Below are 25,984 nucleotides of genomic sequence, written 5' to 3' on the forward strand. Positions count from 1 at the left end.
TCATCATGTCCCCCTACTGTGTATGATGCTTACATGTGTACTGTACCAACTTTGAGGGGAAGGCATCTATATGAGTTTCTTAGTTTCGATAGGACTCTATCATGCTATTTTTTTCCGTCCCTGTATTCCTGCGGTGTTACCCCAAACTGGCGTTTGAATACCTTGATGAAGTAGGCGGGGTCCATGTACCCAATGTCTGTGCTGATCTCATACACCTTTTTGGCGGTAGTCTTCAGCATATGGCAGGCCCGGTCCATACGCAGGCGCGAGATGTATTCACTGATGCCTTCACCTGTTTCGATCTTGTAGATCTTGGACAGATGGGTGGGATGCAGGTTGACATGGTCTGCCAGCACCCGCAAGGACACATCCAGATGCAGATTCTTATCTGTAAACTCCTGGATTTTCTTCACGTAGAGGGAACGGATGTCTTTGATTTCGCTGGAGGTTCCCTCTTTCAGCTTGCCAAGCACGCTCACGGACCATACTCTGAGCTTGTTGATGGAAGAGAAGGCTTCCCCGCTCTGCAGCGCTTCAATATCTGTCCCCAGCAGCTTCCCGAGCGTATGTCCATTCCGGTGTGCGAGGTTCGAGAAGGCCGCCGAGATTAAGAACCCGGCCTCCATGCAGTGCTCCCAGGATTCAGGCCATTTCTCATCCAGTTCTGCACATACATCCATCAGCTTGGTCTCGGCAGCTTCCCAATGTCCGGATTCCAGCAGATGAATCAGGGAAGGCGGTGTGTAGAGGGCATCCAGTGGTCCTTGTTCTGCCTGCTCGCCGGGTTCACTGACCCGCATCACGAATTCCCGCTCATCCCCGACAATCTGGCGGAAGTAGGCTGAAGCTTGGCGGAACCGGTCAGACAGCTGCTCAGGGAACTTGAACCATTCTGTGATGACTATAGACAGTGAACCCTTCAGGAATTGTTTGACCTTATATTGCAGCTGTACAGACAACTGCTCCAGAAGGCCTTCCTTCCCCAGATCTGCTGCCCGCTCCTTCAACTGAAGCAGAAAGACCAGATAGCCATGCTCTTCCTTGACACCCCAGACCTCCATGAATTCGCCAATAATCTCTTCCGCCATATTGATGACTGCATACTCAATGAGGGGCTGCCCGTTATTCTTGTACTGTCCGAATTCTTCTTCCAGCCTGACCAGCATCAAGGCACCGTCCCCGCGGCTGAAGGGAAGACCATAGCTCCCCAGCTTGCGTTCCCATTCGTCGGCTGACATCCGCTGCCCCTGAAGTGCACTCAGAAGCAACTGTCCGCGAAGCAGGGGCAGGTTCTCTCTCAGCGTATATTGGGTACGCTCCAGGGAACTGACCAGCTCCCATTCTGCATTCAATTGATCAATGGCGGTTTGGACGGCACCGAGTAATTCATGGTCTGTCGGAGGCTTAAGCAGGTAGTCCACTGCACTGTGCTGGATGGCTGTTTTGGCGAATTCGAACTCTGAATGCCCGGTTAAGATGATGCACTTGATTTTCTTGTCCCGTTTCCGTATTCGCTCAATTAGTTCAAGTCCCGTCATTTCAGGCATCTGAATATCTGAGATCACAATATCGATAGGGTGCGTTTCGATGATCTGAAGCGCCTCGGTAGCGGAATAGGCCTTGTGTACTTGTTCGATGCCCAGCGTGTGCCAGGGTTTGGTCATGGACAGGTTATCTACCCAGTGGGCTTCGTCGTCAACGATGATCATTTGCATGAAGTGTGGCTCCTTGTAGGTTAGTGTACGGATACTGCTCTTCCAGGGCCGGAATTTCCCAGATAATCTCTGTCCGGAAACCGCCTAGCGGGGATTCCCTGAAATGTAGACGGGAGAGGATGCCGAACTGGTGGATAAGCCGCTGATTCGTATTCCAAAGACCGCAGCCCATTTCCTCGCGCAGCGGCTCCCGCATCTTGCGGTTGAGCGCTTCCTGCTGGTCCTGGCTAAGACCCGGCCCGTCGTCGTCAATATACACCCGGCAGAAGCCTCCGGTACACTCGCCGCTGATCCGGATTTCACCGGAACTGTAAGATTTTCCGACCCCGTGGATGACGGAGTTCTCCACAATGGGCTGTAGCAGAAGACGAGGTATGGTCTGGGCCAGCATCTCCTTGGGGATATCGATATGATACTCAATGCGGCCATTGCGCAGCTTTTGAATATCCAAATAGTTGACCAGCAGTTTGACTTCGTCGTCCAGGGTGGCTGTATCCCGCTCCATGCGGGTGGTATAGCGATAGTAAGCGCTTAAGTTATAGGCCATCGATACCACGGCTTCTTCATCTTTCATTTGGGCCATGTTGATAATATATCCCAGGCAATTGTACAGAAAATGCGGATTGATCTGGGCTTGAAGCTGCTTCAGGGTAGCCTCACGGGCCCGGATTTTTTCGTTGAATACATTTTCTATCAGATCCTGAATCTGATGAGACATATCATTGAACCGGTGGAAGAGAAACGAAAATTCGTTTTGTTCCTCGGAGTGGAGGCGTACCGTGTAGTCTCCCCGCTGCACACGTCTAAGCCCTTTGATGAGCTTTTTGATGGGCTGTTGAACATTCCTGTACAGCAGGATAGAAGCCGAGATTCCAACAACAAACAGCAGAAGCATGGATACATAGAATAAATTGCGGCTGCCGGATATGGGCCCGAGGATACGGTCTAGCGGTACAACGTCAACCAGGTACCAGTCCAGATTGGAGGATTTCACCGAACTGACCAGATAATTTTTATTCTTCATTTTCACTACATGCTGTGTGCTGTTGTCCGGTGAATGCTCGTTCAGATAAGTAATCAGCTCACCCGTCAGTTGCTGGTCTGCACTGCGGTTCAGGATCGGCGCATTCCCTTTGTGATAGAAGAACGGATCACCTTGTCCCCCTGCCTTATACGTATCCAGCATGTTCTGGATATTCTCATAACTGAAGCTGGCTTCAACCACCAGATCACTTCCCGTGAACGTTCCCTGCGGAGCAATAGAATCGCTATAGAACCAGTAAAAGGCCTTGGTCTGCCCCGGATAACCGGATTTGCCGTCGCTGTATGTCCATTTACCGCTCATATTTTGCTTCAAGTAGTGTTCATCATAACCTGTGGGCTTGTCGTAATTGGAAATGACATCCTTATTCTGCTGGGAATATACAGCGTATCTGGAAGGCCAGATATCCGTTAACCCGGACTGGAGCATCATCTTCTCCTGAATGACATAACGGGTCTGCATGTGGTCGTAACGGTCTTCCCACATATTCAGACCATTGAATTTCCTGACATTCGGATCTTTGGAGAATACCAGGCTGAAATCCATCATCTGGTTGATCCGTGAATCAATTTGACTGGACAAAAAAGTCAGCTGTTTGGTGTTGGACTCCTGCAGCTCTTTACTGACTACATCGAAGGTAACGTTATTGGAATACGTATATACGATGATGATCGGAATAAACAGCACAATAATCAGACTGTTCATTTTGGCGAACAAACTAAATCTGCTCCAGGATTTTTCTTTAACGAAATGAATAGCTGTACTTAGACCCATGGTTGTCCCCCCAGACGAAGCCCTAATAAATCCCTATGCGAGCCTAATAAAGTAATATAGTCAAACCTGAGAAATGCTTGCTACTATTTATAGCAGAGATTCATACAACACACAAAATAATTTTTTGAAAGCGGGAGAGAGCGATGGAAGCTAACACTATACAGCAGGTGAATCCTGGAAAAACGCCGCGCTTATCGAGGAAAAAGAGGGTTAAGCAGCCGTGGGTGCTCCACTTTATGGTGCTGCCGGCGGCAGTTATGGTGTTTATTTTTTCTTATATCCCCATGGGCGGGATTCTTATGGCTTTTCAGGATTATAAGCCGGCGCTCGGATTCGCTGATTCTCCTTGGGTAGGACTCAAACATTTCGAATACATGTGGCAGAATGAATATTTCCTGCAGATTACATGGAATACGCTATTCTTTGCCTGCTCCAAGATGATCATGAACCTGGTCATTCCGTTTTTCTTCGCTTTACTGCTGAACGAGGTCAGAAAGATGGCGCTCAAACGAACCATTCAGACGCTGGTCTATCTGCCGCACTTTTTATCCTGGGTTACCCTGTCGGGGATTCTGATTGATATGCTTGCCCAGACGGGCCTGATCAACCAGTTCATCTCCAGTGTGTTCGGTGTTAAGCCGATCTTCTTCCTGGGCGACGGCAACTGGTTCCGGTTCACAATTATTTTCAGTGATGTCTGGAAGGAATTCGGCTTCAATATGATTATCTTCCTGGCCGCGTTATCCGGCATTAATCCTTCGCTGTACGAAGCAGCGGAAGTGGATGGGGCTGGACGCTGGAAGCAGACGATGTATATTACCATTCCGGCGTTGATTCCGATTGCCATCGTAGTGGCCACACTGGCACTGGGCAACGTGCTGAACGCGAACTTTGACCAAGTATTTAACCTGTATAGTCCTTTGATCTATCAGCAGGGCGATATTATTGACACCTTTGTGTACAGAGAAGGCCTGCTCAGCGGACAGTTCAGCTTTGCCACCGCGGTAAATCTGTTCAAATCGGCGATAAGCCTTATCTTGATCGTGATCTCCTATCGTCTGGCCTACCGGTTTGCCGGCTACAGAATCTTTTAGAAAGGATGACATTCTATGTATCACAAAACGGCGTCTTACCGCATATTCAGTATCTTCAATAATGTCTTCCTGACGGTTATTTCCGTGCTGTGCCTGCTTCCGCTGTATCATTTGCTGATGGTATCCCTCAGTTCGACGGCTCCGGCCAACGCAGGTCTGGTAACCTTTTGGCCTATCGGATTTACCCTTGAGGCTTATGCAAAAACATTTAACAACAGCAACTTTCTCTCCTCCTTATGGGTGTCTGTAGAACGGACCGTGCTCGGAACGGCGCTTGCCCTGGTTGTGAATACCATAGCTGCTTACGCGCTCTCCAAGGAAACCCGTGTATTTCGGGCACGGAATATTTATCTCTGGTACTTTGTCGTCACCATGCTGTTCAGCGGCGGCCTGATTCCAGGCTACATTCTGATACTGAAGCTTGGGCTGATGGATTCCCTGATGGCGCTGATCCTTCCGGGACTGGTCGCTGTGTTCAATATTATCCTGCTGCTGAATTTCTTCCGTACGGTGCCAAAGGATCTCGAAGAAGCGTCCTTTATTGACGGGGCTGGGCAATTCCGGACCTTTTATAGCGTGTATCTGCCGGTTTCCCTGCCTGTACTGGCCACAGTCTCCCTGTTTATTATGGTGGGGCATTGGAATTCCTATTTTGACGGGATTATCTATATCAGGGATGCATCCAAGCTCCCGCTGGCGACCTTTATGCAGACCATTATCGTACAGGCCGACATGTCGAAGCTCGATCCGACCGCCGTTGCCAATCTGTCGCAGCGGACGATCCGGGCGTCACAGATATTCATCAGTGCCTTGCCGATTTTGATGGTGTATCCTTTTTTACAGCGGTATTTTGTAACCGGGATTGTGGTCGGTGCTGTTAAAGAATAGCCGTTAAAAGTACAGTTTATCTGATCAGACGGATAACCCAAAGAAGCCGAGTCTCCCTTTTCAGGTGAGCATCGGCTTCTTTCTTGTGTAGATTATTTATGGTTTCCTTGTACAGGGGGATTGACCGCAGCACCGTTAGCGGATACGCCTACACCATCTGTATACACCATTTTCCCGCCGTAATATCCGGTTCCGAGCACGAGGCCGCAAGAGACAAGGGAGAGAACCAAGTACAGCACAAGCGGAACCTTTACAAAAGCACGTTTGCCTTTCCAGAACATCAGCAATCTCCATACAACGATCAGAGAAACGGCCCAAGCAGTCAGGGTGGCGAGTGTCTCGTGGGACTCAAAGAATGAAGTCACGCCGCGGGCGTCATCTTCCGGTCCGGTCGCTATAGCGATCCAGGAGCCCACTGCAGCAAGAAGCCACATCCATAACCCTCCGGCAGGATTCAAAGTGCGTTTTTTCAGGGCGATTACCAGATCATACCCAAAACCAATGATGATGAGCGCGATAGGGAAATGTACGACAATCGGGTGGATGTGGTTAAAAACTTCAGAAAACATAGTAAAACCTCCATTTTATTAAAAGATAAGATTTATATGCTTCGCGCAAACAATTATCCTTATCTTTCTCGCTGAAACGGATACCGTCCTTATCGGTCGGCGTAGCCGTTTCTACTTGAGTGGTTGTCTAAGGATTCGTCTGGCTTCAGGAAGGATCACCGTAAATGTGCTCCCCTGATTCAAAGTGCTGGTTACGACGATTCTGCCGCCGTGCCTGCTGACGATCTCGTACGCAATTGCGAGCCCCAGCCCAGTGCCGCCATGCTCTCTTGTTCGGGCTTGATCTACCCGGTAGAACCGTTCGAACAAGTGGGGAAGATCCTCCGCGGAAATCCCGCAGCCCGTATCCTGAATGATTACATTTACAGTGCTGTTGTCATTCCGGGAAATCCCCAGCGTGACCGTGCCTCCTTCCGCAGAGTATTTGATGGCATTGTCCAAAAGAATATATAGAAGCTGGTCAATCTGTTCGCTGTCACCCATACAGGTAAAGGCATCTTCCGTAGCCGCAATGTGGAGCTGCAGCTTCACATTTTTCTCTTGAGCCATAAGCTGCATTCTTGCGGCTGCAAAAGAAAGGCTATGCTGCAGGTCGAATACCTCCTGTCTCATCTGCTGCAGAGAGGCATCATTTCTGGCCAGGGTAAGCAGTTGTCCGGTTAAACGGGTCATGCGCTGTATTTCTTCTTTCATATCCTGAAGTACCGTCTGATGGACTGGTGAAAGCTTGTGCTGCTCCTCTTCCAGAATATCTACCGACAGCTGAAGTACACTTAAAGGTGTCCTTAGTTCATGAGAGGCGTAAGCCGTGAATTTCTGCTGTCTTGTGAACGCATGGTTAAGGGGGACCATAGCCCGGCCAGCCAGTATATATCCTACGATGGTGGCCACCGCCAGGAGGAGAAGGGTGATCCCGATGAGAAGCAGCCGCATCTCCTTCAATACATGTTCCTGTTTGCTCACCTCTTCCCCGAGCAAGAGAACAGGGTGCTTATTATCACCTGTCATCACACGCAGTATCGCATAATTCGCTCTGCTGTCCCCCGAAGAGATGCTTAAATGAACATAGTTGTTAATTCCTTGGGCATCCAGCAGCCGCTGGAAGGAAGGTTTGAGCAGCTGGTTATTTTCCCCTGGTGAATGAACGAAGATGGTCCATGAAAGATCTGTAATCACAGCAAATTGGTCACTCTGCAGATATTCCCATTCCATCCGTTGGCTGTTTTCCTGGCGCTGTTCCCGTATTTCCTCCTGTTCCTGCGGCTCCAGGGATGGATGGAGCCATTCGTTTACGGCCTTTTGCCCGGCGGACTCCAGATTATGACGCTCATCCCTATGCAGCACATCCGTTAGTACCCAATAGAAGGAAGCCGCCATGAGGAGCAGGATCAGTCCAATCATGGTGCTGTAAAAGATGGTTAATTGCCTGCGGGTATTAGGTATCATGGCTAGCTCCGGTATCTATCAGGCGGTAGCCTCTTCCATGCACACTCTTTATTAACTTCACGGGGAAGGGGTCATCCACTTTTTTGCGCAGCAGCTTGATCACCGCATCCACCGCATTCAGCGTAACATCGGCATTGTTGCCCCAGACATAATTAAGAATCCGCTCTCTGGACAGCACCTCATCGGGATGGCGCGCCAAAAACTCGAGAAGCTGAAACTCGCGGTTGGTCAGGGTAAAAGTGACTCCGGCACGTTCTGCTTCCTGTGTCGCCGGGTTCAGCCGCAGGCCGCTGACCGCATATTGGTTCACATATCCCTGCGTTTGTTTTCTGCGGTCCAAGGAGGTAATGCGGGCCAGTAATTCTTCAAAGGCGAAGGGCTTGATCATATAATCATCCGCCCCGGTGAGCAGTCCGCTGACACGGTCCTCAACCTCGCCGCGTGCGGTCAGCATTAGAATGGCCGTGTTGTCATTCAGACGGCGCTGCTGTCTGCACAGCTCAAGGCCGGTCTTGCCGGGAAGCATCCAGTCCAGAATGTAGAGATCAAATTCTGCGGAAGAGAAGAACACTTCCGCTTCATCCGAGTTGCGGGCCCATTCTGCCAGATGTCCTGCAAGCTGCAGCTTGTATTGGATCATATACCCGAGTTTGGTATCGTCTTCTACTAATAGAATGCGCATGGTTGCCTCCTCAGGAGCTCTATATATGGCTCATTATATCCTGTAATCATGAAAAAATAATGAAATCACTGCAGACACCAAAAAGAGCAGCGTGCATCACTACGCTGCTCCAACAATAGTATTAGAGGTGGTCAGGGAATGGGATTCAGACTCCCGAGCGACTCTACTGCAAATACAGGCACGTACTGCTCTCCTGCATCGGTTCCTGCATAGTCGTAGCCATACTGGAATTGGCCGGTTGCCAAGGCTGGCCCGGTAACCGTGCCCACATTTCCTTGCAGGGCCAGTAAACGTCCATTCGCGCTTGCTACGGGCCGTCCGGTGGAATCGATATAAATATCCACCTTCAGGGTAACGGTCTCCAGGGGATGAAGCTCCAGCTCAGAGGCGTCAATAAGCGGATACTCCTGATAGATTTCGGAGAACTGGTAAGCTCCATTGGTCTGACGGAATATGGCAGTCTGGCCCTCGGAACCGTCACCCATATCTGCATTTGCGACACGGATGGAAGCATCGTCCGGCTGCAACTCGTAGCTGTTACCGGCAAACGAGAACAGCAGGGAGATTCCTTCAGGCTTGACGGCATAGCCCGTGAAGGAGGTCCGCCCGTCTTCACGGCTGCCTGCAGCCACTACCACGGGTACTTCGGAGTAGGCGGACAATGGGTCATCAAAAGTAAGGCTGCTGAGACTTTCGAAGTCCGGCACAGCATCTCCGGTCCGTGTAGAAACGATGCCGTCATTGCTCAAATCCGCATAGTAAATGTGTCCGCTGCTGTCCGTTCCGGCTACAGCAATCCGTGCACCGTAACGCCCGCTGACGGAGACAACATGCGTATATTTACCCGGCTCCTCCCCGCCGGGTAGGAGCCGTACTGGCTCGGCAATGTTCCATGCGAGCTGTGCTGCGGCGATTTCTGCCGTTGTATCCTGAAGGGGAGCCAGGTCGCTATACCGCTGAATGGCCTCCGCGTACCCGCCACTGCGCACCAGCCTCGCGGCGCTTCTGAGCAGCTTGGAGGTGGTGCTGTCGATTAGAGTCATCACTTTGGAGGAAGCAATACCGGCCGAGGCGGCATATTGGCGGTACGCTGCAGCATGAGTGGAGAACGCGGCAATCTGGTCACCATCCACATCTTTGTCCAGAATGATCTTGGCGCTCTTCTCAACCTGGCTGGCTATCCAAGGTGCTGTGTAGCTGTGGCTGCTGTAGGCACTGTTAAGGGACAACGCGAAATCCAGCATGGGAGAGAAGCTGCCTGCTGCTGCTAGAGCCTTGAGCCGGGTAGAGTCATGCACTTGGAATTGTGTATCCAGCAATTCTTCTTTGGCATCAGCTCCGCCTAAATATACATCGGGGATCCGAAGCAGATTCCATTTGAAGCTGTCATCGTCATTACCAGTATTGCTCTGGCTGGCTTGCAGCTCGGCAAGGAACTGTCCCTTGAACTGCTGAAAACCTGTCCCCAGTTGATCCGAAATGCCTGAATCCGCTGACAGCTGGCGATAAAAAGCTTCATAGGGTCCGCCTGGTTTCAAATATTGGCTTTTCAGATTCACCAGAGAGGCATAGCTCTCCATAAAGCCGCCAAAATCCTTGGTCACCAGCTGGTCTTTAATCTTAAGTACCAGAGTGCTCAGTCCACTGCGGATGGCCGTAATCGGAGCCAGCTCCTTAAGCCTTGCGGCAATTAGTCCTTCTTTGTAGAGAATGGAAGCATTCGATGCCGCCAGGCGGTACTGATTCTCTGCGGCAATCTGGTCACCGGCGGCATAGAGTCGCTCCGCTTCCCTCACGGTCTCTATCTTGTTCTGGAGCCTGAGGCCCTTCTGTCCCAGCAGCACCAGCATGAGCATACACAAAATGATCATAATATTCCGCAGGGTTAAGGCTTGTTTGATCGTCATACTATAGCAGCCCCTTTGTAATTCCAGTACTTATCCGGCTTGCAGTACTCTATTTAGAAATCGGGGTCCCAGCGGTATTTGGCTTCACGGACTTCCGCCACCTTGAGGTCGAGCCCGTTCCAGGCCTCGTAGGGACTGGCGGATATCATTCTGCTCAGCCGCAAAAAACGGTCCTTAGGCAGATCCTGTATGTATCTCCCGATCATGCCGGAGTAGAGCAGCGCGTAACGCTTCAGCCGCACTGCCGCTCCAGCTACAGCAGCCAGAATGGCTGCGCCTTTATCCATTTGAAGAATCTGTACTTCGTAGGTTTTGACATAGCGCAGTGTGCGGTCCTTGATAAGCTCCGGACGCACTTTGGCAATCTCGCCGATATATTCAGCGAGTAGCGGTTCGAAGTCCTTAAGCAGCAGCTGCTCTAGCTCCAGATTCATATCCTTGCGCAGCTGGAAACCGTGCAGCAGAGCGACACGCTGGCGGGCGACCCGGTCGCCGCGCAGCAGGACCGAGAGTTCGCGCAGCTTCTCATAGGCCAGCACATCGTTCTCACGCAGTACAGATACCGCCTCCTGGCGGTTGATCTCCAGGCCTTCCCTGATGCTGTCTATGTTACGGCCCAGCAGCTCATTCAGGGCATACAGATTTTCGTTCTGCCGCACTTTCCGCTGCATGAACAAGAGCAGACCGGCCAGAACGATGCCGCCGGCACCGCACAAGGCCATCTGCTGCAGACTTTGGCCGAAATAGACTGATCCCAGGGTGAGCAGCAGAACGAGCAGGAGCCGGGTATGCATTTTGCGTCCCGCAAGAGAAACAGACTGCTTCTCCACCGGGGTCAGCGAGGCATGGCCGCATTTGCTGCACCGTTCTTCACCGAGCGCAGTATAACGGCCGCACCGGCGGCAGATACGCAGCTTGTCAAAGGCATACCTTGGAGTCTTGAAGGGCCGGAACGTCACGGGTTTCTTCTTATTTACCGGCATGGTCGCCTCCGTTCAGCGCAGCGAGCAAGCGCTCCTCAATATCATCACGGGTCAGCGGTTTTCGCTGCCGGAAGGCATAGATAATCATCTGAATAACTGCATAAAGAAACGTAATGCCGAGAATGGCGTATGAAATCATGTAACTCTTCCTTTCTGGTTGGAAGCTGGCCGCCCTAAAGTTGAAGTTTGCAAGGTTTAATTATATCATAATGGCATGCTATTGACAGAATTTAGCTATACCGACAACCCTGCCGTATTTGCCTAATTTAACACAAGAGGAGCCCTATTTATGCTTCGTACACCGATTCATATTTCAAAAACAGCCAAGAACATACTGCGGCATGTTCTCCCGCTGCTGCTGGTATTGTGCATCGCAGCTGCGCCGTTTGCAGCCGGGACAGCCCGCGCGGCATCACCCGCACCTTCCCATATTGATGCTGTACTGCTGATTGATGTCAGCAATTCAATGAATAAGAGTGACAAGAACAAGATTGCAAATGAAGCGATGAAAATGTTCATAGATATGCTATCCGCGCAAGGGGATAAGGTCGGAATTGTGGCCTATACCGACAAGGTGCAGCGGGAGAAGGCCCTTCTGCAAATCGGCTCCGCTGCCGACAAACAGGATTTGAAAGATTTCATTGACGGCCTCGACCGGGGCGCCTATACGGATATTGCCGTCGGGATGGAAGAGGCTGTAAAGGTACTGGAGAACGGCAGCGACCCGGCACATGAGCCGATGATCGTCATGCTGGCTGACGGCAACAATGATCTTAATGAAGCAACAGGCCGCACGCAGAGCCAGTCGGATCAGGAATTGGACGCTGCGGTAGCAACCGCCAAGCAGAAAGGCTACCCGGTCTATACTATAGGTCTTAATGCTGATGGAAAGCTGAATAAGGAGATTCTGGCCGGGCTGTCCAACCAGACAGGCGGCAAGGCGTTCACCACCGATTCGGCGGATGACCTGCCGCAGATTCTTAGCGAAATTTTTGCCGACCATTTGAAACTGAAGGTGGTTCCGGTACAATCCATCACAGCCAACGGCAGCTACCAGGAGGTTACAGTAAATGTTCCCAATGGAAGCGTGCTAGAGGCGAATATCTCCATTATGTCTGCACAGTCGGTTACGGCGAAGCTTAGTGATCCCTCCGGCAAGGAAGTGGCTATTCCGTCTAAAGATGTGCTGCTCTCCAAGTCCAGCTCGTACAGCTTGATCAAGCTGCTGTCCCCGGAGCAAGGGGACTGGAAGCTTCAGGTCAAGGGTGTGCCGAAGGATAAGATCGATATTAATCTTGTATTCAACTATGATCTCGAGCTGAAGCTGGACGCACTTTCATCCAAAACCTACCAGAAAGGCGATACTGTAGATATCTCATCCCATCTGTTCAGCAATGGGACTCAGGTTACGCTCAGCAATTTGTATCAAGATATGAAGGCGGTGCTGCTTGTCACGGATACCGATACGGGTCAAGTGCTGGAGCTTCCGATGGATAACAAAGGTGCGGTGTTCAAGGGTTCTTATAAGATTGCCGAGAACCATAAGTATGAGCTGAAGGTGCGGGCGGAGGAGAGCAGCTTCTACCGCGAAAGTGATGTGCTTGTGATTAATGCCAAGACAGGGACGGTGGCTACCGCCCCGCCAGCAGGAACGGGCAGCACTGAGCCTGCACAGGATAATTCTTCTAATAAAACTCTCTACTACATTATCGGCGGTGTTGTACTGGTACTGGCGGCGGCAGTGGTGCTGTGGATGCTCCGGCAAAAGTCAAACCGCGGATTCGTAGGGCAGATGGTAGTGGAAGTTCTGGACGGCAATACCGGCGAGAAAACCTATCCGCAGTACAAGAAGCTCTCAGCTTTCCGGGGCAGATTCACCCTGCATCAGCTGCTGCAGCTGGCGCCTGAGCTGAAAGAGAGCGAGAAGCTTGTATTTACGCCGGGCAACAATGACCGTCTCATGCTGCGCGGCAGCGAGGGGATTTCGGTCGAAAAATCAGGACGCGCAGCCGATGTGACGCGCGGCCTGGAACTGAAGAGCGGCGACCGTATTTCCGTAGCCCTGGCTACGGTGGACAAGACGATTTTACTGGAGTATTTGATATAAGGGGGAGCACTTATGAAACCGGTAGTTAGAGAACATATTCAGCAGCTTGACGTATCGCTGGGCGGAGGAATCGTCAGCGACAAAATCCGGGTAGATACGATTGATAACCCTATCCTCATTATTGGCCTTGGCGGTACGGGCATTGACGCCCTGCTGCGGCTGAAATATCAGATTAACCGACGCTTCAAGCTGCCGGAGGATCCGTTGTCCAAGAAGAAACGGGATAAGCCCGATAATGTGGAGTTCCTTGCATTCGAGACAAATGAGCAGGATCGGGGGAAGAGGTACAAGGGCATCGGCCTCGACCCGCAGAATGAATTTGTGCTGCTGGCTAATGCAGAAATCGGCGGACTGCTGCAGAACCGCAGTATTTTGGAGCCTTACATTACGGATTGGCTGTCGCCGGAGCTGAGTATTACCGATGGCATGAACGGAGCTGCCGGAGTGCGCCAGGCCGGACGCCTGCTGCTGTTCACGAAGATCAACCAGGTTGTAGCGGCTATCGACAAGAAGATTAAGACGCTGTCTGTCGGCACCAGCAAGAAGCTGATGGTATTCCTGCTGACCGGCTTGTCCGGCGGAACAGGCAGCGGTGCTTTTCTGGATATTGCCTATATCGTACGCGGGATTATTGAACGGGACTATGGCTCAGCCGGTATCGACCGTGTGAATACGCTTGGATATCTGTTTACACCGGATGTGAATCTGGCGAACAAAAGCCTGAGCGAGCATACCCGCGAATATATCCGCAAGAATGGCTATGCGGCGCTCAAAGAGCTGGACTACTGGATGAACGTGGATAGCCGGGGGGAGCGGTTCCGCCAGCAGTACGGCAATATCCTGACCGTGAATTCGCCGCTGCCTCCGTTCAACCTGTGCCATCTGATCTCCGCGACTAATACCGAAGGCAAGCTGCTGGAGAATGCCTATGACTACTGCATGAATGTAACTGCGGAGAATATCACGAACTTCATGGCCAGCGAGGAAAAGCAGTCGGGTGAGGAATTCGCCATCCACGACTATATCAGCAACATCCGCACGAATATTGCGCAGATGAATAAGACCTACCCTGCCAATTATGAATACAACATCATCGGTGCTTCGTCCGCAGTACTGCCGATTGAGGAAATGACAACGTATCTGGCATTCCGCCTGTTTGACAAGATGGACAAAATGTTCCAGCAGGCTCCGGGACAGGAGGATGTGGAGAAGCTTGCGCGCAAGCTTGGGATTGATCTCGACAGCATGATCAAGACCTTCGAATCCCGTGTGCCAGAGCCGCTGCCCGGCTATGAGAATAGTGAACGCCTGAGCCACAGCAATGTCATTAAGCACCAGGTGGTGGACATGGATACGGAGCTGGAGCAGAACTTTCTGGCCCGTGCCCGTGAGGAATATATCAAGTCCAAAAAGCAGCTCCCCGGAGAGATTACCGCACGCTTCGGCGAGGAGCTGGAGCGTATCTTCCTGCATCCCGAGCAAGGCCCGTTCTATGTGTCACGGCTGCTCTATACCGAGAAGGGTTTCTGTATTCTGAAGCTGATTCAGTCCTATATTGAAGCGCTGCGCGAGAGCCTGCTGCGTCTGCCGCGCGATATTGAGACAGCGCAGGACAGCGCGCAGGAGAAGCTGGGCGATGCGCGGAGCGCTTTTGTCTCAAAAGAGAAGAAGAAGAATGCGTATATTGAAGCCAAAATCAATGAGTACTGGCTGCATGCCGACGTGGAACGCACCGAACAGATGATTGAGTTCTATGAAGACCTGTTTGAGCTGCTGAATGAAGAGAATAACCGGATTTACGGTGTATTCACAGAGATCCTCAGTGCGCTCAGCACGATCTTCGAGAAGAATGGGGACATTCTGATTAATGGCGAAGAGCAGGCTGACCAAAAAGGCAACAAAACCTACTATTGGAATATCGTTAACGTGCCGGATATTGCCTCTACCATTTCCAAAGTGATGGATCAAAAGGACGGTGACGACCTGATCCGCGACTTCACACGGGAGATGCTGAAGCATTCCGGGCGCTGGGTCAAGGAGCAGGAAATCGACATCGTACGCTCTATTTCAGAGTTCCTAAGTGATAAATTCGGTGACCTGATTACCCGTTCCATGGAAGAATTCCTGGTGATGAAATATGGCCGTGAAGAGCCGCTGGACAAATTCGTGGAGCGGATTATCGCCGGACGTCTGGATGAGGATGCGGTGCCGATCTTCCACCTCAGTAACAGCTCCGGCAGTTTGCATTTTCCTTCGTGGGGTTTTGTCTCTGTACCGGTTAAGGCACCGGGCATTCTGAAGGGAATCCGGAATTACCAGAACAATGCGCTGGGCAAATCGCAGTTTACAATTAAGGAAAGCGAAGTCAAAAACCGGATATTCTGGCTCAATACGCGCAATGGGGTGCCGCTGTTCGTATATACGCCTCTTCGGGTATTCGAGGAGAATTATGAACGGACGATTCTGGACAAGGAAGGCATCGGCCGCCATCTGGTGATGACTGACAAGGACAACTGGACCTATCTGCCTTCGCCGATTCCGGAGAAATCATGGGGCGATACCTACATTAATACCCGTGTCCGGGATTATAATGCCAGAATCCGGGCTGATTTTGCCAGAGCGCTGGAGATCGGGGTTATTATTGAAAAAGGCCTCGACGAAAATACCAGCAGCCGCTTCTCAGTCGTCTTCACCAAGCCGTTTGATGTGGATAAAATGCTTAGCGGCTACGACCTGCAGCTTGGTATGTCGCGTCCGAATCTTGGCGAAGTGAAAAAGGCGGCCGATGAGCTGAAGTCGCTGCGGGTAAGCGGACTGGAACGCGAAGGGGTTAAAGACATTTTTGGCAGCATCAATAAGGATCTGGCCCAGGAAAATCTCATTCGTTCGCCGCAGCTGATTACGCGGGTCCGGGAGGAATTGGCCAAATATGATGCGCTGGCAGCGAAGGCGGCCGAGCTGGATGGACTGCTCCATCAATATCTCGATGAAGACAAGTGGATCGATCAGTTTATGGAAGCTCTATATACGGATACCATCACCAAAAAGGGTGCCCTCTACGTCTATGACCGTGACGAGGACGAGGATGCCTGGGAGCCATTCGCCAACTTAATGAAGGAACGCAGCTATGTGGAGTATGCCGTCTACCGCCATTTCCGCGGACTGGATGAGAAAAGCCGCAGCGTCTTGCTGCGCAAGGCGGCGCGCCGTGCCGGGGAAATGACTGCTGCGGAGGATGTGACTCCGCTGCTGTATAAGCTGGAAGGACTGTATGTCACCTTCCTGGAAGCACGCGACAGTCTGGAATATGAGCGGGTAGAGTATGCGGACGGCGATGAAATGTACAGCTTCTACAAGAGCCTGACCGGCAAGCTTGGCAGTATCCGCAGAAAGCTGAAGTAGCCCTATGATCAAAGCACAGGCGTTAACCTATTCACAGCAATATGCGGCGCAGGAAGAGGCGCAGCGCAGTAAAGGGGACGGGCGCAGCAGTATTCATTATCCTGCCCTGTTCCTGTTCCTGGGTGACAAGGTGGCTCCGGCCATCGGCCCGGTGCTGGACAGCTGTGAGCGGAAATGGGACAATGCGGGCGGTATTATGGCGCTGCATGCCGCGTCCGGCGTGGACACAAGACAGACTGGCGGTGGCACTGAGGCTCACGGTCAGGTTCAGATTGAAGCCGGAAATGCCCGTTACGGAGATCAGGTGCAGTCTGAAAGCGGCAGAAGAGAGCGTGTTCTGGCCATGGCTCTGCCGGAAACGGCGGGGCGTGATCCCCGCACCGTTCGTCAGGATATCTATCGCGAGTTTCAGGAAGATCGCCGGTTCCTGGCCGGAATGAACCGGATCCTGCGGCGTTTAAGCAACAGCATAGCCGATTATGGACGGCTCTATTCTTCATTTGACGTCATCCATCTCACAATTATTACACGGGTTGATGACCCGCTTAATGTGCTGCTGCCGGAGGTTGCCCTGCTGGCCCGCGCTGTGCTCAGCCAATCGTTCAAGTCGGTGCAGACCGACCTGTACGCGCTGATCAATGAGCGGGAGCAGGGGGACAACTTTGGCTATTCCAGCTCGGTCGGGCTGGCTTTTCTGCGTGAGTTGGACGGGATGCAGCAGCCGGATTATGCCTTCAGTGCTCCATTACTGGTCACAGAGGACGGGTTGTCCATACCGGTGGCCCATAATCCTTCTCCGCTGTTCGATCTCGTCTATCTGCTCTCAGACAAGAATGAGCGGGGCATGATGTCCGCTCACGGTATGGACGACAACTATGCAATCATCGCTCATATCAGCCTGCTCAAGAACCGTGTACGTCCGGCTACAGATACGGCTACGGGACATGGCGGCTACAACAATATGACCTTCAAAAGCGGTATCCGGGGCAGCTCCGGAAGACAGGGGTATGCCTCCGCCGGGTTCTCGGCAGTGCGCAGGCCGAACCGGCAAATCGCTCTCGCGGTGCTGGCTCATGCTTTTCATTATCTGGCCGAAGCCCTGAAGGAAGGCGGATGCGCCAGTCTCCGCGAGCGGCAGGCGTTACTTGGCCTAAGCACCGATTCCCTGCGGGAACGGGCAGCTTCGCTGCTACCGGATGAGGCGGGAATTGAAGAGATGACCGGGCTGATGAGTCACGGCCGGCCCTCTTATAGTGAGCTGAAGCCGCTGTCGCTGCGCGAGGCCGAGGTGTTGCTGTTCGGAGACGGCGGGCAGGCCTATTTCCGCAGCAACTTTGCGGAGGTGGCATCGCGGCGGGCAGCGGCTTTGGACCCTGCCCGCGAGTGGGCCGCTGTACTGGCGGGTCAGGAGCAGGCGGTTCCGCCGCTGACCTTCTACCAGCTGGCGGAATGGACCGCCGAGCAGGGCGGCGGCAGTGTGCTGCATGCGCTGCGCCAGCATATGGCTGGACTCCGGTCGGCGATTCTCTCCGCGCAGGAGGAGCTGGACCAGCTCTACGCGGAGAGTGTGGAGCGCCAGCCGTTCCAGCGTGTGCCGCTGCTGGACAAACGGACGGTGCGCAATTTCATTCATTATTTATTCGCAAGTGTATATGGCAGGAAATATGAGCTGCTGCGCATGGAGAGTGAGCTCACGCTATGCCTGCGCTACGATGAGGCGCTGGAGCAACTGCATGCGGACAGCAAAGCCAAGGTGTCAACCATGGAAGCGCTGGATGAGGAGCTGCGCAGCCTGGCGCTTGCCAGCATCGGCCGCACAAGCGAGACGGTGGAACAGAACATTATGGAGTATTACCGGACCGTCACGGAAGAAGTTATGCGGGATATAGAAGCGCGGCGGGGTCCCGGTGTTTTCTTCAGCGAGCGTTTCCTCGGGAGTGTCTCCGAGCTGCTCCGCCAAGGAGGGGCCGCAGTAGCGGAACGGCTGATTGAGTTGTGCCGCCGCGAGCTGCTGACGGCGGAGCCGTTCGCCTTGCCGTTTGAGGAAGAACTGCTGCGGCGCGCCAATGTCGCGGCGGCTTACGAGAACCGTGAGATTGTCTCCAAGGAGGAGCTGTTCAAACGGCTCTACCGCAGCCTGGAGGAAGAAGCGAGCATCAACGTCCGCTTGTTCGAATATACGCAGGAGCACCGTCATGAGGAGAAATATTTCTTCGGCGACAGCGGCTCCGAATTCCTGCGTTATGCCTTCAGTGCCGATGAGACGACGCGCATATACCGTCTCGGTTTGGTGCATGAACAGCGCAGAAGCGGTGTCGAGAAGCTGAACCTGATGGGCGGCTTCCATCTGGAGGATCTGCTCTACTACCGCAACAGCAAAGTCTACTATGAGACCTACGCGAGCAACGGTTACCGGCTGCACGGAGTAGCCGAGGACCAGTTACCGGAGCTGAGATAGGTGGAGTGGAAGCAGATCGGGATGGACATCTGGATTTAACGGACTGAGGAACACTTATTTCTATCGAAAATCACTTTTTCTCCAGCTAACGGACACCAGAGCCCTTATAGGCGGATATTGAGCCCATTGAATTCCGCTAGAGAGAGGTTAAGTGCGTCACGGTCCGTTAGCCGGTTTAAAGGTCTCTTTTTTGAAAATAAAGGTTTTACGGTCCGTAAGGATCAGACTCACTTTAAGTTATTTCTCTTCATCGAAATACAGAGGGTCTGACCTTACTCACAGATTTAGAACAGAGGTTGAATTCATATCTGCTCAATTCAAGCTTTTCCGGGAAAGGATGGTATCGATGCAGCGAAAAATCAATCTGCTATTGCTCCTCTTCAGTCTGCTGGGCGGTGGGATTGCCTTTGTGCTGGGTGAGCTGCTGCTGGACAGCAGGCCTTATGATCTGCCGTCGATTGTACTGATCGGCATCTATTTTGCCATTGTGGCCCTTGGGGTCGGAGTGGGCAGCTTGCTTGCGGAGATCATTTCGCCCAGACTGAACGGCCTGTCGTGGAAGCAGCGGTATCTGGGGTTATCTTGGAAGCTGCTGCCTTTAACGCTGGTGCTGCTGTTCGGGGTTGGTACGGTAACCGAATTCGTGTACGAGCTGAACTTCGGCGGAGTGCGACCGGTTAAAGATGTAGTCATGGTCATTGATGACTCTGGCAGCATGATGCAGAGCGATCCGGGCAACAGCCGTTACACGGCTGCAGAAACACTGGTACAGCGTATGGATGAAGATAACCGGGTGGCCGTAGTAACGTTCAGTCAGGAGGCCTCCGTGGTTCAGCCGCTGGTCCCGTTGTCCAGCTCAGCGAACCGGGAAAAGGTAACCTCAGTCATCCGCAGTCTGCAGACTACAGAAGGCGGTACGAACTTCAGCGGTGCGCTTGCGGAAGCTTTGAGTGTCATTAACAGTGACAATTCATCCGGGCGTGGAGCTATGGTAATTATGCTGTCCGACGGTTTCAGCCAATTGGATACCTCGAAGGAGCTTGCGGAGTATGTGGACCGCGGGATTAAGGTCAATACCATTGGTCTTGCACTGGATGATCCTTCGGGAGCAGCTTTGCTTCAGGACATCGCAACCACCACCGGCGGGCAGTATTATGATGTTACGAATGCGGAGCTCCTGGGCGGTGTGTTTCAACAAATCTATGACCGGCTGGGCGACCGGACGCTGTTGACGGTGCGCAGTGATTCAACGGCAGACAGCCCGTATTATGCCGGGGTGCGGATTCTGGCGCTGCTGCTTATAGGAACGGCTCTCGGGATCGGACTTGGTATTGTGTTTGACAACCGTCATCTGGCGCGGAGCTTTGGGGTAGGCGGCGCAGTATCCGGCCTGTTCGCCGGGCTGATTCTGGAATTTGGCCTGGACGGCCATGCCTTCGGGGACGCCATGACCCGGCTGTTGGCACTGCTTGTTCTAACGGCTGTGATTGCTTTGTTCACCTATGTGATTCCTGTAGGAGAAGGACGGCTTTCCCGCAAAAGAGGAAGAAGTGCAGAAGGCCCCGGACCAACGCCGAACGGCTTACCATCCCCGCGTAGAAATCGGGGCAGCAAAGGGTTTTGACGCGGTTGCCGGATAATCAGCTCGAATAATCGGGAGAAGAGCTTGGGTAACAATTGTGAAGTCAAAGGGTTGGCAGATTGAAAAAGACGTTGATAGAGACGGCGAAAGGAGCCTACAGCATGAGGTACGCCGAGGTTGTTTCCTCCACATCGGCAATTACGGAGGTGACCTCCCGGGTGGAGGACAGGTTCTGTACGCTGCGTTGGCGGTGGCCGGACAGTGTGCAGGCGGTTTACATTCATAAGGCACCTGCGGAAGCGCCGGATAGCGGAGAGCTTCCGCCTTCCGGCATGAAGCTATACACCCGGGAGGAGTATAAGGCCAATAACGGATACCGCGACCGGCTGGACGACATCGGACTGGTTGCATATACCGTGTATGCCCGGCTTACGGATGGAGGGGACACCCTGCTTGTACGCCAGCGTGATGGTGCGAACCGGACACTGGTCAGTGCGGGCAAAGCGCGAATCTATTACTCCATCCAGCAGAGAAAAAGCTTGTTCAGCAAGCAAAAAACAGTACATATGACGCTTACGGCCGAAGTGCCCGTATCCAAAGACGTACTGTGCTATGTGAAAAAAAGGGGCGGATTTCCGGCATCTAAAGAGGACGGTGTGCTCTTCCCGTTTGTCCAGGATTTCGCCGCCGGACGCAACGTTCTGCCGCCGATTGAAATCGGCAAGGAGGACACTGTCCGCATCTTTTTTACGGATGGCCGCAAATACGGTTTGTATTACGAACTGGTGCCGGAGTGAGCAGGACGGATACTTGGCTTAAGAGGGCTCGCGGGAGCGGGTCGCTGCTCATCAGCAAGTTCAACAAACACATACAGGAGGACAAGAGATGTCTTTTTTCAACCGGTTTAAAAAAAAGAATCAGCCGCAGGCGCGGCCGCTTTTTTATGATATTGTCTGTCCGTATTGCTTCACCCGGTTCCAGCCGGAGGATGTGGTCTTTCGGGCTATGCACAGCCGCGAGGATGACGAGAATTATGCGCTGGGCGAAGACGATGCGCTGAATAAATACCGTGAGCGCTTCGGCCTCGATACGGTTGACGATATGGAAGCCATTCTGAATCCGGCAGATATCCCGGAGGAGTACCACCATTATACGGACCATGTACTGACCGGCATCACCGACCGCTATGGGGTGCTTACGCGCAGACGGCTCTGCCCGTCCTGCCACAATGAGCTGCCCGTGACGGCAGGCAAGGTTCCGAGTAATATCATCTCGATCATCGGCGCTTCCCAGGTCGGGAAGTCGGTGTATATGACCTCGCTGATCCATACGCTCCAGCATACGACGGCGGGGCATTTTGACGCGGCCTGCATGCCGCTGAATGCCGAGATCAGCCGCAAATTCCGTACGTTGTACGAAGAACCGCTGTTTGAGCGGGGCGATCTGCTGGCTTCGACCCAGAAGGAGAAAATGCAGGAGCCGTTTATTTTCCAATTTGTATTCAAGGATGAATCCAAGCCTCCGCTGACACTGGTATTCTTCGATGTTGCCGGTGAAGGGATGGTGGATCAGGATTATCTTGGGCTGCACGGCCAGCATATCAAGAACTCCGCGGGCATCCTGTTCATGGTCGATCCGCTGCAGATCCGCTCGATCCGCGAGAAGATCCGCATCAACTTCGGGGACCGCCCGGGTGAATGGGTCTCGCAGTATGACGAGCCACGGGATGTGGTGCTGACCATGTTCGGCGATTTCATCGCCTATCAGGAGAAGAGCAAAACTGATATTCCTACCGCTGTAGTGCTCGCCAAAAGCGACATGCTGCATTCCCTTAAGGATGAGGACGGCGACTACATCAAGTCCAACAGCAATGTATTCAACAACTATGTGCACCGCAAAACGCTCAATCTGGATGAGTTCCACAACATTGACGGTGAAATCCGCCGCTTCATTGAGAAGGTGGACCGTCCGTTCAAGGATACGATGGATGTGTATTTTGCGAATACGGGGTATTTTGCCGTCTCCGCACTGGGCAGCAATCCCGTGAATCAAAGGATAGAAGGTGTAGTCAGCCCAATCCGTGTGGATGAGCCTTTCATCTGGCTGCTGCACAAACTGAATTATATTGAGGGGAGCGACGGGCCGTGAACAGATTTTCAGGGTCCATGATCACCCAGCAGATGTATACCCGCGAGCGGCGCGGGGTGTACCGGGCGACAGAAGGATTCGATACGGTAGCGAAGTCGGAGAGCCTGGACAATAATTTCGTCAAAAAAATACTGCATCCCTTTTGCCTCTACGATGCTCCTGCAGAGCTAACGGCGCGCGGCGAGAAGGATGAAACGCAGTACCCTGCCGCGCTGCATCTGTTCCATACGGAAACAAATGATACGGTTATCGGGCAGAGCCGGTATGTGGCAGCCGATTTTACCGGGCAGCGGAGCGCTTTTTTTGCCCATAATTTCGTGGTGCCGCCCATCCGCTCAGAGGAGATTCTGGAGGGGTACGGGCAATGGCTGAATGCCGGGTTTGCGCGGAGCTATGACGGAGAGCCAGGCGGGATACTGCCTGAACTGGAAGCTATACCGGTAGAGGGCCGTGTGCATGCTGCGGACCCGCTGATCGTGCTCGGCAGTCTCGGCTTCACCGAGGAGCTGTTCAAAGCCTTGCTGCAGGCGGTCATGCTGTCTGTAGCCGGGAAGAAAAAGATCTATGTGACGCTCGATGTACCGATCAGTGAGTTGTCGCAGCGTGCGGTGGAGCTGACGGAGGTCATCTATGCTTCCCTGCCGTATGACTTCCGCCGCAGGCTGGGAGTGATCACTTATGCCAAAGAGCCGCAAAGCCGCAAATATATTCACCTGACCTTTGTGGAGAAGGGCTCCTTACGCCCGGGTGACCGCAATATTGAGAAGGATTATATCTTCGATCTGGCAAGCGGGCGGGTGCTTAATGCCGATTTCGGCGAGTCCCGGCAGACGTATGCAGACCTTGCGTGGAAGGCGCTTGGGCAAAAGGGCGGCGTTCTCAAAGATTTCGCCAGATTTGCCGATTCCCTGCTGCCTGGCGAGAGTGTGGATCGTAAGTTGTCACTGGCACTCTACAATGAGCTGGCTGTATTCTATGAGATTGAACAGGGCAGTGAAGCCTTATATACAGAGAATAAGAATGCTGTGCTTGGCGGCCTGCTGTCCTACCTGAAGCCGGAAGGGGCGCTGGAATCCCGGGTCCGGCTGAACGACATGTTCCTGGAGCGATTTGACCGCGAATATGATCTGATCCGCAAGAACGGGATTCCATCGCCAGAGATTCTGGAACGGTTCAAGGAGTATTTTGCGCTGCCGGGCCATAACTACCGGGTCAAAATCATCGATTATTTCATTAACGGGATGCTGAATTGCCGGAACGCAGGCCGGGAAGATGTGCTGGCTGCGGCCTACGGTATAATCGAGAGCGATGATGCGCTGAGTGAGGATTTCTTCAAAAGAATACTGCCTCAGACGATCTTCCGCAAAGCGCTGTTTGAACCGTATCTGGAATCCAGACTTGTCGCGGCAGCCGGAACGGCAGATGTGCTGCGTATAGTAGCCCACTTCGGCCGGCTTCTCCCGGAGGTGCTGCAGCAGGTTTTTGTACGTGATACGGTTAAGGAATATTTGCTGGAGAAGCTGCAGCGGGACAATGATCCGGTAGCTGCGGTAGCCATGGTGCATGAGTCGGTTCAGAAGGCGGAGAAGGACCGGCGCAAAGGCGGCGGAATCCATCCTGAGGCCTTGTCGCTGCTGCAGGAGCTGGGAACGGCTGCTGACCGCTTCCTGCTGAACCGGATCTCGCTGGACGAGCTCTCCTTGGAGCAGCTGCTGGAGATTTCTTTCCTGCGCTACCGGGATACGGCAGACTGGCAGCCGCCGCTGGACGCTATAGCGAAGCGTAAAGCTAATGCTCTGCGCGCTGCGTACCGCTGGTTCGGGGAGGAGAAGCCGGATGAGGAGATTTTTGCCGGGTTGTCTCCCCGAGAGCTGGATGATGTGCAGCTGCTCGGACGGCGCTGGTTGAAGGAATCGCACAGTATTGAGCCATTCGAACGTGTGCCATTGGCCTTTTATCATAACAGTGAGCGGCAGGATGGACCGCTGGATTATGAGACGCTGATGGAACTGCTGAAGCGCAAGGCGGGCGGGGACACAGAGACGATCTACCGTTTCCTGGCCTGGTCGCAGGGCAATCCGCTATTTTCTATTTCGAATAAAAAGCTGTGGCCCGGGTATCGCCGGGCCGTTCTGAAATACTTCCTGAACAGTGACCGCGAGGCGTTCAAGAGCCGCGAATTCCGCAAAAGCTATGCCGCCGCCGCAGGCCCGGCGCTACAAAGTGTATACAACGAAGCGCGCTCCCAGCTGGCTTCGCCGCTGGCGCGGTGGGTCAGCCGCAGCCGATTTCAGATCCTGATCTCCGGCAGCATCCTGGGTATCGTACTGATTATTGCCATCATCGCAATGAGCATGCTGCGCGGCAGCGGGGATACCGCTGCGCCGGCTGCGACCCTGAGCCCGGTTCGGGGCACCACCACGAATGCGGGGGGACAAGTTCAAGCCCCGGCCTCTGTACGGCTTGCCGGCAGCGGGAACGAAGGCAGCGGAACAGCAGGCGGCGGAAATGAAAACGCCAAGCTGGTGTTCAGCTTTGCCGATGAGGCGGAATGTGCCGCCTTCAAGCCGGCGCAGATCATTGTGATGTCCGGTAACAACGTTACGGACACTTACAAGGTTGTAGCAACTGCGAGCAGTTGCCTGGCCGCCGGAGCTGACGGCGGGACTGGTGAAGCTGCCGCAGGGAACGGCGGCGGGACTGGTGAAGCAGCCGCAGGGAACAGCGGCGGCACTGGTGAAGCTGCCGCAGGAAAAAGCGGCGGCACTGATGAAGCTGCCGCAGGGAACGGCGGCGGCACGGGTGAAGCAGCCGCAGGGAACAGCAGCGGCGCTGATGAAGCTGCCGCCTCCCCGACAGCGGGAGCTTCGGGCGCGGGAACTCCTGCGCCCGTATATGAGGTGACGGTGGAGCTGGAGCCTGGAGCGAAGCTGGTGGAAGGTGATGTAATCACCGCCGGAGGCTATACGCTGAAGCTGCAGGCTAGTTCGGAGGGTACTCTGGATAGTACTCCAGGTAGTACTCCAGACAGTACGCCAGAGGCTACATCTGGGATCGAGCCTACTCCTTCAGCCAGCCCGAAGCCGGATGGGGAATAAGCAGCAGATTAGATTCTGTTCTGTATAAGAAGCCACGGAAATTTTTATTCTCATTCTGCTGTACAGAATACAACCAACCTGCAAATGCT

Annotated in this window: 17 protein-coding genes; 9 read left to right on the plus strand and 8 right to left on the minus strand. The window is 53.2% G+C overall.

From position 1 onward, the window contains the following. Window positions 1-104: 104 nt before the first annotated feature. Window positions 105-1,715 carry a response regulator transcription factor gene (locus tag AC0MA3_RS17695; RefSeq protein ID WP_474657158.1) on the minus strand — a complete coding sequence of 537 codons (1,611 nt, stop codon included), beginning with the start codon at window positions 1,713-1,715 and terminating at the stop codon, window positions 105-107. Further along, on the minus strand, window positions 1,696-3,531 hold the full coding sequence (locus AC0MA3_RS17700) for a cache domain-containing sensor histidine kinase (protein ID WP_474657159.1): 1,836 nt from the start codon (window positions 3,529-3,531) through the stop codon (window positions 1,696-1,698). Before AC0MA3_RS17700 ends, AC0MA3_RS17695 begins: the two co-directional genes overlap by 20 nt. Before the next feature lie 143 nt (window positions 3,532-3,674). Between AC0MA3_RS17700 and AC0MA3_RS17705 the strand changes: the two genes are divergently transcribed. Continuing rightward, complete coding sequence (locus tag AC0MA3_RS17705; RefSeq protein WP_379154277.1) at window positions 3,675-4,625, plus strand: ABC transporter permease; 951 nt, start codon at window positions 3,675-3,677, stop codon at window positions 4,623-4,625. 15 nt (window positions 4,626-4,640) lie between these two features. Continuing rightward, window positions 4,641-5,513 carry a carbohydrate ABC transporter permease gene (locus tag AC0MA3_RS17710; RefSeq protein ID WP_474657160.1) on the plus strand — a complete coding sequence of 291 codons (873 nt, stop codon included), beginning with the start codon at window positions 4,641-4,643 and terminating at the stop codon, window positions 5,511-5,513. A 92-nt stretch (window positions 5,514-5,605) separates the two neighbouring features. On the opposite strand, the gene AC0MA3_RS17715 is transcribed toward AC0MA3_RS17710, so the two are convergent. The 6 genes from AC0MA3_RS17715 to AC0MA3_RS17740 form a co-directional block, all read right to left on the minus strand. After that, window positions 5,606-6,082 (minus strand): DUF2231 domain-containing protein, encoded by a 477-nt coding sequence (locus AC0MA3_RS17715; RefSeq protein ID WP_379154281.1) that lies wholly within the window; start codon window positions 6,080-6,082, stop codon window positions 5,606-5,608. A gap of 111 nt (window positions 6,083-6,193) precedes the next feature. Beyond that, window positions 6,194-7,528: a sensor histidine kinase gene (locus AC0MA3_RS17720; RefSeq protein WP_379154283.1), complete on the minus strand. Its 1,335-nt coding sequence runs from the start codon at window positions 7,526-7,528 to the stop codon at window positions 6,194-6,196. Continuing rightward, window positions 7,518-8,210 (minus strand): response regulator transcription factor, encoded by a 693-nt coding sequence (locus tag AC0MA3_RS17725; protein ID WP_379154285.1) that lies wholly within the window; start codon window positions 8,208-8,210, stop codon window positions 7,518-7,520. Before AC0MA3_RS17725 ends, AC0MA3_RS17720 begins: the two co-directional genes overlap by 11 nt. 131 nt (window positions 8,211-8,341) lie before the next feature. After that, entirely contained in the window at window positions 8,342-10,117 is a 1,776-nt protein-coding gene (locus AC0MA3_RS17730) for a hypothetical protein (RefSeq protein WP_474657161.1), read from the minus strand. Window positions 10,118-10,170: 53 nt separating this feature from the next. After that, complete coding sequence (locus AC0MA3_RS17735) at window positions 10,171-11,100, minus strand: hypothetical protein (RefSeq protein ID WP_379154289.1); 930 nt, start codon at window positions 11,098-11,100, stop codon at window positions 10,171-10,173. Then, entirely contained in the window at window positions 11,087-11,239 is a 153-nt protein-coding gene (locus AC0MA3_RS17740) for a hypothetical protein (protein ID WP_379154291.1), read from the minus strand. The genes AC0MA3_RS17735 and AC0MA3_RS17740 overlap by 14 nt, the downstream gene beginning before the upstream one ends. Window positions 11,240-11,389: 150 nt before the next feature. Between AC0MA3_RS17740 and AC0MA3_RS17745 the strand changes: the two genes are divergently transcribed. The 7 genes from AC0MA3_RS17745 to AC0MA3_RS17775 all read left to right on the plus strand — a co-directional run bounded on the left by AC0MA3_RS17745 (window position 11,390) and on the right by AC0MA3_RS17775 (window position 25,895). After that, window positions 11,390-13,207, plus strand: a complete 1,818-nt coding sequence (locus AC0MA3_RS17745; RefSeq protein ID WP_474657162.1) for a vWA domain-containing protein — start codon at window positions 11,390-11,392, stop codon at window positions 13,205-13,207. Between the two features lie 12 nt (window positions 13,208-13,219). After that, the gene (locus tag AC0MA3_RS17750) at window positions 13,220-16,609 is read left to right on the plus strand and encodes a tubulin-like doman-containing protein (protein ID WP_474657163.1); all 3,390 of its coding nucleotides are present in this window, start codon (window positions 13,220-13,222) and stop codon (window positions 16,607-16,609) included. A gap of 4 nt (window positions 16,610-16,613) precedes the next feature. After that, window positions 16,614-19,067 carry an FtsZ/tubulin family protein gene (locus AC0MA3_RS17755; protein WP_474657164.1) on the plus strand — a complete coding sequence of 818 codons (2,454 nt, stop codon included), beginning with the start codon at window positions 16,614-16,616 and terminating at the stop codon, window positions 19,065-19,067. A gap of 346 nt (window positions 19,068-19,413) precedes the next feature. After that, the gene (locus tag AC0MA3_RS17760) at window positions 19,414-20,691 is read left to right on the plus strand and encodes a vWA domain-containing protein (RefSeq protein ID WP_474657165.1); all 1,278 of its coding nucleotides are present in this window, start codon (window positions 19,414-19,416) and stop codon (window positions 20,689-20,691) included. Window positions 20,692-20,810: 119 nt separating this feature from the next. Further along, entirely contained in the window at window positions 20,811-21,446 is a 636-nt protein-coding gene (locus AC0MA3_RS17765; RefSeq protein WP_474657166.1) for a beta-mannanase, read from the plus strand. A gap of 88 nt (window positions 21,447-21,534) precedes the next feature. Further along, window positions 21,535-22,797, plus strand: a complete 1,263-nt coding sequence (locus AC0MA3_RS17770; protein WP_474657167.1) for a hypothetical protein — start codon at window positions 21,535-21,537, stop codon at window positions 22,795-22,797. Then, window positions 22,794-25,895 (plus strand): GAP1-N2 domain-containing protein, encoded by a 3,102-nt coding sequence (locus AC0MA3_RS17775; protein ID WP_474657168.1) that lies wholly within the window; start codon window positions 22,794-22,796, stop codon window positions 25,893-25,895. The genes AC0MA3_RS17770 and AC0MA3_RS17775 overlap by 4 nt, the downstream gene beginning before the upstream one ends. Window positions 25,896-25,984 lie beyond the last annotated feature (89 nt).

The organism is Paenibacillus sp. LS-5, from assembly GCF_056121505.1.

Bases quoted from the DNA above. Each gene is read 5' to 3' on its own strand.
- AC0MA3_RS17695 (WP_474657158.1), bottom strand. From the start codon at position 1,715: ATGCAAATGATCATCGTTGACGACGAAGCCCACTGGGTAGATAACCTG.
- AC0MA3_RS17700 (WP_474657159.1), bottom strand. From the start codon at position 3,531: ATGGGTCTAAGTACAGCTATTCATTTCGTTAAAGAAAAATCCTGGAGC.
- AC0MA3_RS17705 (WP_379154277.1), top strand. From the start codon at position 3,675: ATGGAAGCTAACACTATACAGCAGGTGAATCCTGGAAAAACGCCGCGC.
- AC0MA3_RS17710 (WP_474657160.1), top strand. From the start codon at position 4,641: ATGTATCACAAAACGGCGTCTTACCGCATATTCAGTATCTTCAATAAT.
- AC0MA3_RS17715 (WP_379154281.1), bottom strand. From the start codon at position 6,082: ATGTTTTCTGAAGTTTTTAACCACATCCACCCGATTGTCGTACATTTC.
- AC0MA3_RS17720 (WP_379154283.1), bottom strand. From the start codon at position 7,528: ATGATACCTAATACCCGCAGGCAATTAACCATCTTTTACAGCACCATG.
- AC0MA3_RS17725 (WP_379154285.1), bottom strand. From the start codon at position 8,210: ATGCGCATTCTATTAGTAGAAGACGATACCAAACTCGGGTATATGATC.
- AC0MA3_RS17730 (WP_474657161.1), bottom strand. From the start codon at position 10,117: ATGACGATCAAACAAGCCTTAACCCTGCGGAATATTATGATCATTTTG.
- AC0MA3_RS17735 (WP_379154289.1), bottom strand. From the start codon at position 11,100: ATGCCGGTAAATAAGAAGAAACCCGTGACGTTCCGGCCCTTCAAGACT.
- AC0MA3_RS17740 (WP_379154291.1), bottom strand. From the start codon at position 11,239: ATGATTTCATACGCCATTCTCGGCATTACGTTTCTTTATGCAGTTATT.
- AC0MA3_RS17745 (WP_474657162.1), top strand. From the start codon at position 11,390: ATGCTTCGTACACCGATTCATATTTCAAAAACAGCCAAGAACATACTG.
- AC0MA3_RS17750 (WP_474657163.1), top strand. From the start codon at position 13,220: ATGAAACCGGTAGTTAGAGAACATATTCAGCAGCTTGACGTATCGCTG.
- AC0MA3_RS17755 (WP_474657164.1), top strand. From the start codon at position 16,614: ATGATCAAAGCACAGGCGTTAACCTATTCACAGCAATATGCGGCGCAG.
- AC0MA3_RS17760 (WP_474657165.1), top strand. From the start codon at position 19,414: ATGCAGCGAAAAATCAATCTGCTATTGCTCCTCTTCAGTCTGCTGGGC.
- AC0MA3_RS17765 (WP_474657166.1), top strand. From the start codon at position 20,811: ATGAGGTACGCCGAGGTTGTTTCCTCCACATCGGCAATTACGGAGGTG.
- AC0MA3_RS17770 (WP_474657167.1), top strand. From the start codon at position 21,535: ATGTCTTTTTTCAACCGGTTTAAAAAAAAGAATCAGCCGCAGGCGCGG.